Source organism: Jeotgalibaca dankookensis, from assembly GCF_002005405.1.
In the GTDB taxonomy this organism is placed as follows: Bacteria; Bacillota; Bacilli; order Lactobacillales; family Aerococcaceae; genus Jeotgalibaca; species Jeotgalibaca dankookensis.
The window spans coordinates 555,852-568,322 of record NZ_CP019728.1; the positions used below are offsets into that span (position 1 = coordinate 555,852).

Here is a 12,471-nt window from a genome sequence, read left to right on the forward strand (position 1 = left end):
TTGGCTAAGAAAAAAAATAATAAGATTTTACATTCTGTTCGCTATTTAGCGATGGAAATTTTAGAAGCGATTGAAACTGAAGGAGCTTATTCAAATATACTTTTGAATGCAACTATTGAAAAAGAAAAATTAGATGCAAAAGATGCGGGACTGTTAACGACTCTGGTTTATGGGGTAACGCAAAGAAAATTAACGATCGATTATGGACTTGAACCATTCATCCGGTCTCCTAAAAAATTGGAGAACTGGGTTAAAAATTTAATTCGTTTATCTGTTTACCAAATGGTTTATTTGGATAAAGTACCCGATCACGCTGTTTTGTTTGAAGCAGTAGAGATCGCTAAGATAAAAGGGCATGTAGGGATATCCAAACTTGTAAATGGTATTTTACGTAATGTACAACGAAACGGTTTGAAGGACTGGCAGCAAATTGAAAATCCAACACAACGTATCAGTATTGGAGCAAGTGTTCCAGAATGGTTGGTTAAAAAATTTGTAGCTGAACGTGGTCTAGAAAAAACTGAAGCACTTTTCTTTTCTTTGTTAACAGCTCCTTATATATCAATACGAGTGCAGAATGCTAGTGAACTTAACAAGGTAATAGAAGATTTAGAAAGTAGTGGTATTCAAGTAGAAAAAAGTCCTCTTTCTCCTGTGGGACTGCGAGTTTTATCAGGGAAAATAGTTGACTCCCCTTTATTTAAAGACGGTACCATTACGATACAAGATGAATCTAGTCAACTAGTGGCACTACTGGGATCTTTAAAACCTGTTGATTATGTGTTAGATGCATGTGCCGCTCCAGGTGGAAAAACAACTCATATAGCTAGTTTTATCGATTCTGGTTTAGTTCATGCTCTAGATATCTACGATCATAAAATACGCTTAGTCAGAGAAAACGCAAAACGCCTACAAGTTTCTGAAAAAATTAAAACCCATATTTTAGATGCCAAAAATGCCGAAGAAACATTTGAAAAGGATACCTTTGATAAAATATTTGTTGATGCACCTTGTTCTGGTCTTGGTTTAATGCGACGAAAACCTGAAATTAAATATGGGCTTACACCAAATACTTTTAATCAGCTACAAAAGGAACAATTAGAAATATTAAACGCAGTTGTACCATTATTAAAAAAAGGTGGACGTTTAGTGTATAGTACTTGTACACTGGCGAAGGAAGAAAATCAAGAGGTAGTAAAACGTTTTTTAAGTGGTCATTCAAACATGCAAAGCCTTGCTATTGACTGGGAAGATTACAATCTTCCCAGTCAGGTTATAACTGCAGAGGGGATGGTTGAAATTTCACCTGAACAGTTTGGAACAGATGGTTTCTTTATTTGTATAATGGAGAAAAAGAAGTAACAGAAGGGCAGAAGATAGCTTATGCAAATCGCATTTAAAAGTGACATTGGTAAAAGTAGAACTACAAATGAAGACTATGTAAATTGGTTTGAAAATTCGAAAGGCCAACTATTGATGATTTTATGTGACGGTATGGGTGGCCATCTCGCAGGCGATGTTGCGAGTGAGATGGCTGTGTCTCATATGGGCGAAGCGTGGAAAGAAACAGCTTTTGATAAACCGGAAAATGTTTCAACATGGTTACTACAAACCATCCAGAAAATAAATCGTCTTATTTTCCAAAAATCACTCGATTTTATTGATTTAGATGGGATGGGAACAACTTTAGTAGCTGCCGCTTATGTGGAAGGAGAAATAACACTGGCTCATGTTGGGGATAGCCGCGCTTATTTGTATCGTGATTTTCTTTTGAAGCAATTAACAGAAGACCATTCGTTAGTTTCTGAGTTAATTAAATTTGGAGAAATTACGTATGAAGAAGCCGAAAAACATCCACAAAGAAACTATATTACGCGAGCAGTTGGAATGAAAGAAAAAATTTTAATTGATCTCACTACTTTCACTATGCAAGAAGGTGATACCTTAATTTTGTGTACGGATGGGTTAAGTAGTGTATTAAGTACCAATCAAATTAAACACGTTTTAAAAGGTTGGCATCCGATTAAAGAAAAAACCAAAACCCTCGTTGACCTTGCGAATAAGGAGGGCGGACCAGATAATATTTCAGTACTTATTGCTGAAGTTGGAAAAGGAGAGGAAGGGCGATGCTGATTGCAATTGGTACTAAAATAGGTGGTCGATACAAAGTATTAGGACTAATTGGACGAGGCGGAATGGCTAATGTTTATTTAGCTAGAGATTTGATTTTAGATCGTGATGTAGCTGTAAAAATTTTACGTTTTGACTTCCAAAGCAACAAAGAAGCTTTAAGGCGCTTCAAGCGCGAGGCTCTTTCGACGACGCAACTAATACACCCAAATATTGTATCCGTTTATGACGTTGATGAAGATGATGGGCTTCAATATATTGTTATGGAATACATCCAAGGTAGAGACTTAAAAAAATTTATCCAAGAAAAGGGTCAATTATCACTTGAAGATGTGATTCATATTATGAGTCAAATCCTATCTGCGATGGCTTTGGCTCATCAAAATCGGATTATTCATAGAGATATTAAACCCCAAAACTTGCTGATTGATAGCGATAATGTTATCAAAGTCACAGATTTTGGAATTGCTATTGCGCTTTCTGAAACATCGCTAACGCAGACAAACTCTTTGTTGGGCTCGGTTCACTATATGTCACCAGAGCAAGCGCGTGGAAGTATCCCAACTATTAAATCTGACATCTACGCCTTAGGAATTGTTTTATATGAATTAGTAACCGGTAAAGTACCCTTTGACGGCGAATCAGCGGTTTCAATTGCTTTGAAACATTTTCAAGAACCTATTCCCTCTGTCAGAGCAGAACGGCCTGAGATCCCACAAGCATTAGAGAATGTTATCTTGAAGGCAACGGCTAAAGAGCCACACGATCGCTATAATTCTTGCGAAGAAATGTCTCAAGATTTGCAGACTAGTCTTGACGATAGTCGTTTGCAGGAAGCAGCTTTCACACCAGAAGTGATGCTTGATGAAACAAAAGTAATCACACCGGTTAAATTAGAAGGAAACGACCTACCAAAAACGGAAAATACAGATCAAGTGACAGACGTAAGGAAATCACAAAAAAAACCACGTAAGAAAAGAATCGTATGGGGGATTTTATTAATTTTATTGCTAATTGTTACGGGTGGTAGTTTAGCAGCAATGATTACTAATAATAACCCAGATTTAATCGCAGTTCCAAATGTATTAGGGGTCAAAGAAGAAAAAGCACGTGAGATGTTATTAGAAGCAAACTTTACAATAGGTGAAGTATATACGCAATATAACGAAAATGCCGAAGAGGGCAGCGTGTTTAAAGTTGATCCCGAAGTAAACACACAATTAGCACCTAAAACAGCAATCAATTTATATATAAGCCAAGGTGTAGAACCATTTTTAATAGAAGACTATTCTGGACAACCCTATTCTGATGTCCGTAAAGAGCTGGTAAAAAAAGGTATACAGGTAGAACGCGAAGATGTCTATGATTCTCTTGATGAAGGATTAATAGTTGGTCAAAGTCTAGAATCAGATACAGAAGTAATCCCTAATGAGACAACGATTACCTTACGAGTTAGCCTGGGACCAGAGACATTTACTATGGAAAATTTAAGTGGTTACACACGTGAAGACGTTGAGCGTTATGCGGAAAACTATGGTCTAAAGCTCACCATCAAAACTGAAAAGTCCGAAGAAGTTGCTGAAGGGTTAGTGCTTTCTCAATCTATTGCTGCAGAAAGCAGCTTTTACAGTGGGGATTCTTTGGAAGTTATTATTTCCGAAGGAATGCCGCAAACTTCAACAGAAACAGAAAAACCAAAACCTGAAAAACCAGAATCCCAAGCGACAGAATCTAGCTCAGAATCCAAAACAGAAGAACCAGAGATTATAACTTTCACAAAAAAAATAACGATTCCTTACCTTCCGCCTGAAGAAAATTCAAGTGAAACGGACTCAGAATCAGATAGTCCAGACGTTGATAATGAAGAAGAACTCAAAGCATCCAACCATATTATTATCTATATGTTGGATAGTGACCATCAGTTAACGGAAGTTTTTCGAGAGTTTGACATAACCGAGGATAAAGAAGTGAATTTAAATTTCCGTATTTACTCTGATCAACCTGGTGCTTTTATTGTTGAACGGGATGGTATAAATATAATGGAAGAAACCAATCTAATTGATTAAAAACAATCGAAAAACAGGCGGTATGATGAAACGATCATGACTCCTGTTTTTTAGTTTCGACTTTTTTGGTATAATAGCTATGAATGAAAGATAAAAGGAGATGAATTATGCCAAAAGGACAAATTAGAAAAGCGTTGAGTGGGTTTTATTACGTCTATTCTGAAGGCGAAACCTACCAAACTCGCGGGCGTGGAAATTTCAGGGTACGTGATATCACACCGCTTGTGGGAGACATTGTTGAATTTGAAAGTGGCAGTCTAACAGATGGAATGCTCCACTCTATCTACCCAAGAAAGAACGAATTGGTTCGACCGCCTATTGCCAACATCGATATAGGCGTGATTGTGATGTCAGCAATCGAACCAGATTTTTCAACCTATCTTTTGGATCGCTTCTTAGTCTATTTAGAGGGACAAGAAATCGAAGCGATTATTTATATTACAAAAACAGATTTATTAGATGAATCTCAAAAGCTTGAAGTTGAGAACTATAAAAAGGCTTACCAAGAGTTAGGGTATACTGTAATTATGTCTGATTTTCCTAGCGAAGAGTCTTTAACGCGCTTATTAACGGTTGTAAAAGATAAAATTGTTGTTTTTATGGGGCAATCGGGTGTGGGAAAGTCAACACTCCTTAACCAGATTTTACCAGAATTAAAAATTAAAACAGGTGAAATTTCAACTGCGTTAGGAAGAGGGCGCCATACTACCCGACACGTGGAATTGATTCCAGTTGCTGGTGCACTTATTGCAGATACACCCGGGTTTAGCAATGTTGAATTAGTAGAAATTGAAGAGCAAAATTTACCTGATTTATTTCGTGAGTTTTTAGCTAATCGTGATGAGTGTCGTTTTTCAGGTTGTCTTCATCTTAATGAACCTGGTTGTAGAATTAAAGAACTTGTTGCTGAAGGAGAAATTATGTCTTACCGGTATGAACATTACTTACAATTTTTAAATGAAATTCAAACGCGGAAACCGATGTATAATAAAAATAAAAAGTAAAGGTTGTTGGAAAGAAATGAAAATAGCGCCATCAATTTTAAGTGCAGACTTTGCTAATTTAGAAAAAGAAGTAAAAAGAATAGAAAAAGCTGGGGCAGACTACGTTCATATAGATGCTATGGATGGGGTTTTTGTTAATAATTTGACCCTCGGACCTAATATTGTTCAAGCTATTCGTCCTCACACCAAGTTACCTCTGGATTGCCATTTAATGATCCAAAATCCTGAGAATTTGATACCTGCCTTTGCAAAAGCTGGTGCGGATATTATTTCTATTCATGTAGAAGCAACAAACCATATTCACGGTGCCATCCAATTAATAAAAAATGAAAAGATTGCTGCTGGTGTTGTTATTAATCCTGGAACACCGCTTGCAATGATTAAACCTATCTTAGGAGATGTTGATATGGTTTTAGTCATGACGGTTAATCCCGGTTTTGGCGGGCAAACATTTATTGAAAGTACTCTGTCAAAAATAAAAGAATTAAAAGAATTACGTGAAACGAATAATTATACTTATAAAATAGAAGTTGACGGTGGAATTTCAGATCAAACTATTAGTCGCGCGCTCGAAGCTGGAGCAGACATTTTTGTTGCAGGATCATACATTTTTGGCGCTACCGATATGGATCAAGCTTTTAAAGCTTTGCGTGATGCTGAACATGTATAAAAAAGCTTTTCTTGTAGCTGGTGGAGATAAAGATAATCTTGAGGCGTTTTTTTTAAATATTCATGATGATGAGTTAGTTGTCGGTGTTGATGAAGGAGCATTTTATCTGCTAAACAAAGGAATCCATGTCGACATAGCAGTGGGGGACTTTGACTCAATCAGTAAGGAACAACTCTCTATTTTAAAGAAACATATCGGGAAAGTTGTTCTATTACCGAGTGAAAAGGATTTAACGGATACAGAAGCGGCACTTGAGTATGTATTTCATCATTACGAACTTGATGAAGTCAAACTCTTTGGCGTCTTTGGGGGCAGAGTGGATCATATGATTAGTAATTTATGGATTGCCTTTCTTCCTCAATTTGCTAAAAATATTGAAAAAATCAGTTTTTTTGACAAAAAAAATAAACTATCGTTTTATAAACCGGGTGCTTATGAACTGGAAAAAGAAGAAAACAAAAAATATCTTTCCTTTATTTCTATGACGGCGCTTGTTAACCTCAACTTAAAACAAGTTAAATATCCGTTAGAAAATAGCAACTATGAACACCCAGTGGCTCTCATCAGCAATGAGTTTAAATCGCAAACTATGCAGTTTACTTTCGATGAAGGACTACTGGCGGTTATACAAAGTAGCGATTAAAAAAAGAGGCTGGAACAAAATGTTCCAACCTCTTCTCTATTATTAAACGCGTTCTACTAGACCAGATTTCAAAGCGCGAGCTGAAACCCAAACTCTTTTTGGAGCACCATCAACCATAATGCGGACTTTTTGCAAGTTTGGTTTGAAGGTACGTTTTGAGTGATTCAATGCGTGAGAACGCGTGTTACCAGTTCTAGTTTTACGACCTGTAACATAACATACTTTAGACATAATTTTACCTCCTTTGATTGATTCGGAAAAAACTAACTTTAAAGTTTAACTTAAACCAAATTTCATACACTTGAATATTCTATCATAACTCAAAAAAAAAGCAACTAATTTAAAAGTACTCTAGGTAACAGTTTGTATTGAAATTTTTTTTATTTCTAGGTAACATAAGGAAAGCTTGTCAAATAGAACCTTTATTTGGCATCTTATCACGACTTCCACTACAAACTTTGTTATAATATACTTAAGAAAAGCTAATTTTAAGCAGAATATATGCTATGATTGTTGTTAATAGTATTTTTCTGTTCAAACTCAAGGAGGCTATTTAACATGGCAGTAACAATGCAGACAAATTTAGGCGAAATTATCCTAAACAACGAAGTAATTGCAACAGTAGTCGGCGGAGCAGCAACGGATAATTATGGTGTTGTTGGGATGGCAAGTAGAAGCCAAATTCGTGATAATATTAATGAAATATTGAAAAAAGAAAATTATTCAAGAGGTGTCATTGTACGACAAGAAAATAATATCGTTTCTGTAGATGTGTATATTATTGTTCTGTATGGGACCAAAATTTCCGAAATCTGTCGAAATGTCCAAATCCAAGTGAAATATAATCTAGAAACAATGTTGGGATTTTCCGCAGAGAAAGTAAATGTCTACGTACAAGGCGTTCGTGTTATAAATGACTAACGAGAGATCACCATTTCATATGGTGAAGGGGGATATGCAAGGTGAATAAAAGAGAACTAACTGCAAGTGATTTTAAAGCGATGGTAGGAGTTGCGAATGAGCGTCTGCATGAAAATGCCGAATACGTAAACTCATTAAACGTTTTTCCTGTCCCAGATGGTGATACAGGAACAAATATGAATTTATCATTTACGTCCGGTGCGGAGCGCGTCTCTTTATCAGATGCCAGTCGGGTTGATGTACTGGGTAAAGATTTAGCGAAAGGTCTTTTAATGGGGGCCCGTGGTAACTCAGGTGTCATTTTGTCACAACTGTTCCGTGGGTTTTCAAAAGCCATGGAAGGCAAGGAAACCTTGGATGCAAGTCAATTTGCCTCAGCTTTTTCTCAAGGCGTAGAAACCGCCTATAAAGCAGTTATGAAACCGGTAGAAGGAACGATTCTCACCGTTGCGCGAGAATCAGCTGAAGCAGCGGTAGAAAAAGCTAAAAGTACTGACAATATTATTGAAATCATGGAGACAGTCGTTGAATCCGGTAACGTTAGTCTCGCTAATACACCAAATCTTCTAGCAGTTTTAAAAGAAGTCGGCGTTGTAGATAGTGGGGGCCAAGGGCTCTTATATATTTATCAAGGATTTTTAGAGTCATTGACTGGAGAGAAAGTTTCGGCGCAAGCGAATATTCTTCCAACGATTGACGTCACTGAGCTAGCACATCACGAAAACTTTGACCATATTGGCCATTCTGTTTCAGCTGAAGATATCAAATACGGATACTGTACAGAAATAATGGTACATTTAGGCGAAGGTGAAACAGTTACAGATACGTTTAACTACGATACTTTCCGGAATCATCTAAATGAGTTAGGTGATTCTCTGCTTGTTGTTGCCGATGATGAGATTGTCAAAGTACATGTGCATACGGAGTATCCGGGTGAAGTCATGAATTATGGTCAAAAATTCGGCTCTCTTATAAAGATGAAAGTTGATAATATGCGCTTACAACATGAAGACGTTCTTGAAAAAGGCAAAGCTACTAGTAAAGAAAGCAAAGCTTCTAAACCCTATGCCGTGATTGCGGTAGCCGCGGGTGAAGGAATTTTCAAACTATTCAACAGCCTTGGTGTTTCGAACCTTATCAAAGGTGGACAAACAATGAATCCAAGTACTGAGGATATTTTAAAAGCGATTGATGAAGCTAATGCTGAAAAAACAATTATTTTGCCCAACAATAAGAATATTTTTATGGCTGCGGACCAAGCGGCTCTTGTATCAGACAAAAATGTAGTAGTTATCCCATCAAAAACGATTTCACAAGGGTTAACCGCCATGCTGGCTTTTAATGACCAAGTAGATTTAGAAACAAATAAAGCCAATATGACTGATGAACTGGACAGTGTCAAGAGTGGCCAAATTACTAATGCCATTCGAGATACTGAAATTGATGGCGTATCTATTAAAAAAGACGACTATATGGGGATTGTTGATGGAAAAATTGTTATATCTATCGCAGATCGAGAAGAAGTCGTTTTAGAGACATTACGAAAAATGATTGACGAAGAGAGCGAAATTGTTACTTTGATTTACGGTGAAAGTATCACTGCTGAAGAATGTCAGGGGATAGCTGATAGAATCTCTGAAGAATACGAAGAGCTAGACGTTGAAATTCAAGAAGGATTACAACCAGTTTACTGCTATTTGATTTCAGTTGAATAATCTTTCGGGAGCTGGAGCTTTTGCTTCAGCTTTTTCTATTAAAAAAGGAGGCCAAGCTATGGCAACTATGACGATTTATGATCCTGTGGAAGTAATTAGTGGTATTGGCCCGAAGCGGTTAGATTCTTTGCATGCATTAGGTATTTACACAATTTACGATTTACTGACGCACTTTCCATTCCGTTACGAAGATATTCAAGTACGTAGTTTGGATGAAATTGAGGATCAAGAGAAAGTGACACTAAAAGGGCATGTCGTTACACAAGCTGTTGTTCAATATTACGGGCACCGTAAAAGCCGCCTGTCCTTCAAAATGTCATTAGATAGTGCGGTTGTCAGTGTTACTTTTTTTAATCAGCCCTATTTAAAAAGCAAAATTAATCTTGAAGATGAAATAGCTGTTTTTGGTAAGTGGGACTCATTGCGACAAAATTTATCTGGCTTTAAGATTTTAGGGACAAGTGACGGTGATCAAGATTTTGAATCTGTTTACCATGTCAATAGTGGTATCAAACAAAAGACAGTTTTAAACCTTATTAAAGAAGCCTATGATCGCTACCAGTCGCTTATACCTGAGATAGTCCCGGAGTCCTTGAGACACCGTTACCGATTGATGACTCATAAAGAAGCAATCCGTTCGATGCACTTTCCACAAACAGAAGAAGAATTTCAAAAAGCAACCCGACAAGTCATATATCAAGAGTTTCTAGTTTATCAAATGAAGTTGCAGCTTATTCGTTTTAAACGAAAAAGTGAACGGAATGGGCAAGCGATTTACTATGATGTGCAAAAACTTAAAGATTTTATAAAACTATTACCTTTTGAATTGACAGATGGGCAAAAAAAAGTAGTGAACGAAATATGTCGTGACTTACGTGCACCATTTGAAATGAACCGCTTGTTACAAGGAGATGTGGGAAGCGGAAAGACAGTTGTTGCTGTTATAGCACTTGTAGCAAGTATTTTAGACGGATATCAAGGTGCTTTTATGGTTCCCACAGAAATATTGGCAGAGCAACATTTTCAAACGATAGCGCAACTGTTTTCCAAAACAGATTATACCGTCTCTTTATTAACAGGAAGCACCAAAAGTAAGGAGAGGGTAGAAATCTTAAAACAACTAGCTTCTGGAGAATTGGATTTACTTATTGGTACCCACGCGCTAATTCAAGAAGATGTTGTTTTTCATAACTTAGGGCTTGTTATTACAGATGAGCAACACCGGTTTGGGGTTAAACAACGACAATTATTAAATGATAAAGGGAATAATCCGAATGTCTTATATATGACAGCAACACCTATTCCAAGAACCTTAGCAATCACAACGATGGGGGAAATGGATGTTTCTGTATTAGACCAAATGCCAGATGGACGTATTCCTATTCGGACTATTTGGAGTAAGTCTGATCAATTAGCTAAAGCACTCACCTTTATAGAACAGGAATTACAAAAAGGAAGACAAGCTTATATCATTACCCCTTTAATTGAAAAATCAGAACTTATTGATTTGAAAAATGCGGAAGAAGTGCATCAAAAAGTAAGTGAATTTTATGGTAATAGGTGGCGAGTGGGATTACTTCATGGTCGATTAAAACCAAACGAAAAAGACGAAATCATGCATGCCTTTAAGGATAATCAGTATCAGGTACTTGTATCAACAACCGTTATCGAAGTAGGCTTAAATGTCCCTAATGCGACAGTAATGGTTATACAAGATGCCGAACGTTTTGGTCTCGCCCAATTACATCAACTACGTGGCCGAGTGGGACGAGGCGAAGCTGAATCTTATTGTATCTTGCTTGCAGACCCAAAGACTGAAATTGGTAAAGAACGTATGAAGATTATGACAGAGTCAACAGATGGTTTTTATCTTAGTCAAAAAGACTTGGAGCTTAGAGGTTCAGGAGATTTATTTGGAGTCAAACAATCTGGGTTACCGCAATTCAAATACGCAGATGTTATCAAACATGCAGAGATTTTGGATACTGTAAACAGCGATGTCCTGTTACTATTAAATGAAGGCTCTTTTTTTGAGAAAAAAGAATACCAACCTTTACGCGAATTTTTAAAAACAGAGCAAAACTTAGCACAAAAACTTCAATAAATAAGCAATAACGGATGACAATCAGCAAATGCTTCTTTAAAATAGAGAATAGGTAATAATGAAAAGAGGGTAAAAAATGAGAATAGCTGTAGATGCAATGGGTGGCGATCATGCTCCGCAAGCAATTGTAGAGGGAATTCTTTTAGCTGCTCAAGAATATTCAGACGTAGAATTTATTTTATATGGTGATGGAGAAAAAATAAAACCTTATTTGGGAGATCATTACAATACAGACAAAATTAAAATCGTTCACACATCTGAGAAAATTGAAAGCGATGATGAACCCGTTCGTGCTATCCGTTCAAAAAAACAAGCTTCAATGGTCTTGGCCGCCAGAGCTGTAAAAGAAGGGAAAGCAGATGCTTTGTTTTCAGCGGGAAATACCGGTGCTTTGCTAGCGGCAGGGTTGTTAATTATTGGACGTATTAAAGGTATTGATCGTCCTGGCTTAATGCCAGTTTTACCAGTGATTGGTAAAGATGAGCAATTTGTCTTTATGGATGTAGGAGCAAATGCAGATTCCAAAGCAGAAAACATGCATCAGTTTGGTATTTTAGGTTCTTATTATTCTGAGTTTGTTCTTGGTAAAAAAAATCCAAAGGTAGCATTGTTGAATAACGGATCTGAGCCACGTAAAGGAAGCGAGTTATCAAAAAAAGCGTATGATTTGTTAGCTGCAGATGAAGGGATAAATTTCATTGGAAATACAGAGGCTCGTGAACTGTTCTCGGGTCTAGCTGATGTTATTGTAACCGATGGCTTTACAGGTAATGCCGTGTTAAAAACAATTGAAGGGACCGCTATGAGTGTGATGGAATTAATGAAAGCAAGCATTCTAGATGGCGGTGTAAAGGCTAAGTTAGGAGGCCTTATGCTGAAAGACTCTCTCAGAACGGTTAAGGATACAATGGATTACTCGAAATTTGGTGGTGCCGTATTATTTGGACTACGGGCGCCGGTAGTTAAAACACATGGATCCGCGGACAAAGTCGCGGTCTACCATACCATTAAACAAATTCGACAAATTCTAACATCGAATGTTATTGATGACCTCGTTGTTCATTTTGAAACGCTAAATGAAAAGCAAGCGATTGAATAGCAGGAGACAATTAGTAAATTAGATTGGACAAATTTTTGTGGAAACGGTAGAATAAGCTATATTAATTTCAAACAAAAGTTTTAAGATTAATAAGACTGAATAGGCAGGAGGTGTTTTCT

11 protein-coding genes are annotated in these 12,471 nt (G+C 37.0%); 10 read left to right on the forward strand and 1 reads right to left on the reverse strand.

What is annotated here, in order from left to right; translation table 11 throughout:
* The 6 genes from rsmB to BW727_RS02755 all read left to right on the forward strand — a co-directional run bounded on the left by rsmB (nt 1) and on the right by BW727_RS02755 (nt 6,513).
* On the forward strand, nt 1-1,362 hold the full coding sequence (gene rsmB / locus BW727_RS02730; RefSeq protein WP_077795710.1) for a 16S rRNA (cytosine(967)-C(5))-methyltransferase RsmB: 1,362 nt from the start codon (nt 1-3) through the stop codon (nt 1,360-1,362).
* Nucleotides 1,363-1,383: 21 nt separating this feature from the next.
* Nucleotides 1,384-2,133, forward strand: a complete 750-nt coding sequence (locus tag BW727_RS02735) for a Stp1/IreP family PP2C-type Ser/Thr phosphatase (RefSeq protein ID WP_062467708.1) — start codon at nt 1,384-1,386, stop codon at nt 2,131-2,133.
* Nucleotides 2,127-4,196, forward strand: a complete 2,070-nt coding sequence (gene pknB / locus BW727_RS02740) for a Stk1 family PASTA domain-containing Ser/Thr kinase (RefSeq protein WP_062467709.1) — start codon at nt 2,127-2,129, stop codon at nt 4,194-4,196. The genes BW727_RS02735 and pknB overlap by 7 nt, the downstream gene beginning before the upstream one ends.
* A 107-nt stretch (nt 4,197-4,303) precedes the next feature.
* Complete coding sequence (gene rsgA, locus BW727_RS02745) at nt 4,304-5,200, forward strand: ribosome small subunit-dependent GTPase A (RefSeq protein WP_062467710.1); 897 nt, start codon at nt 4,304-4,306, stop codon at nt 5,198-5,200.
* Nucleotides 5,201-5,216: 16 nt separating this feature from the next.
* Entirely contained in the window at nt 5,217-5,870 is a 654-nt protein-coding gene (gene rpe, locus BW727_RS02750) for a ribulose-phosphate 3-epimerase (RefSeq protein WP_062467711.1), read from the forward strand.
* Nucleotides 5,863-6,513 (forward strand): thiamine diphosphokinase, encoded by a 651-nt coding sequence (locus tag BW727_RS02755; RefSeq protein ID WP_062467712.1) that lies wholly within the window; start codon nt 5,863-5,865, stop codon nt 6,511-6,513. The genes rpe and BW727_RS02755 overlap by 8 nt, the downstream gene beginning before the upstream one ends.
* Before the next feature lie 42 nt (nt 6,514-6,555).
* Here BW727_RS02755 and rpmB read toward each other — a convergent pair whose 3' ends face one another.
* Nucleotides 6,556-6,744, reverse strand: coding sequence for a 50S ribosomal protein L28 (gene rpmB, locus BW727_RS02760; protein ID WP_062467713.1), 189 nt, complete (start codon nt 6,742-6,744; stop codon nt 6,556-6,558).
* A gap of 327 nt (nt 6,745-7,071) precedes the next feature.
* Between rpmB and BW727_RS02765 the strand changes: the two genes are divergently transcribed.
* The 4 genes from BW727_RS02765 to plsX all read left to right on the forward strand — a co-directional run bounded on the left by BW727_RS02765 (nt 7,072) and on the right by plsX (nt 12,352).
* Nucleotides 7,072-7,434 (forward strand): Asp23/Gls24 family envelope stress response protein, encoded by a 363-nt coding sequence (locus BW727_RS02765; RefSeq protein WP_062467714.1) that lies wholly within the window; start codon nt 7,072-7,074, stop codon nt 7,432-7,434.
* Between the two features lie 41 nt (nt 7,435-7,475).
* On the forward strand, nt 7,476-9,149 hold the full coding sequence (locus BW727_RS02770; RefSeq protein WP_174446762.1) for a DAK2 domain-containing protein: 1,674 nt from the start codon (nt 7,476-7,478) through the stop codon (nt 9,147-9,149).
* Nucleotides 9,150-9,216: 67 nt separating this feature from the next.
* A complete protein-coding gene (gene recG / locus BW727_RS02775) occupies nt 9,217-11,253 on the forward strand; it encodes an ATP-dependent DNA helicase RecG (protein WP_062467747.1) in 2,037 nt (678 codons plus the stop codon).
* Nucleotides 11,254-11,329: 76 nt separating this feature from the next.
* Nucleotides 11,330-12,352, forward strand: a complete 1,023-nt coding sequence (plsX, locus tag BW727_RS02780; protein ID WP_062467715.1) for a phosphate acyltransferase PlsX — start codon at nt 11,330-11,332, stop codon at nt 12,350-12,352.
* Nucleotides 12,353-12,471 lie beyond the last annotated feature (119 nt).

Bases quoted from the DNA above. Each gene is read 5' to 3' on its own strand.
- BW727_RS02735 (WP_062467708.1), top strand. From the start codon at position 1,384: ATGCAAATCGCATTTAAAAGTGACATTGGTAAAAGTAGAACTACAAAT.
- pknB (WP_062467709.1), top strand. From the start codon at position 2,127: ATGCTGATTGCAATTGGTACTAAAATAGGTGGTCGATACAAAGTATTA.
- rsgA (WP_062467710.1), top strand. From the start codon at position 4,304: ATGCCAAAAGGACAAATTAGAAAAGCGTTGAGTGGGTTTTATTACGTC.
- rpe (WP_062467711.1), top strand. From the start codon at position 5,217: ATGAAAATAGCGCCATCAATTTTAAGTGCAGACTTTGCTAATTTAGAA.
- BW727_RS02755 (WP_062467712.1), top strand. From the start codon at position 5,863: ATGTATAAAAAAGCTTTTCTTGTAGCTGGTGGAGATAAAGATAATCTT.
- rpmB (WP_062467713.1), bottom strand. From the start codon at position 6,744: ATGTCTAAAGTATGTTATGTTACAGGTCGTAAAACTAGAACTGGTAAC.
- BW727_RS02765 (WP_062467714.1), top strand. From the start codon at position 7,072: ATGGCAGTAACAATGCAGACAAATTTAGGCGAAATTATCCTAAACAAC.
- recG (WP_062467747.1), top strand. From the start codon at position 9,217: ATGACGATTTATGATCCTGTGGAAGTAATTAGTGGTATTGGCCCGAAG.
- plsX (WP_062467715.1), top strand. From the start codon at position 11,330: ATGAGAATAGCTGTAGATGCAATGGGTGGCGATCATGCTCCGCAAGCA.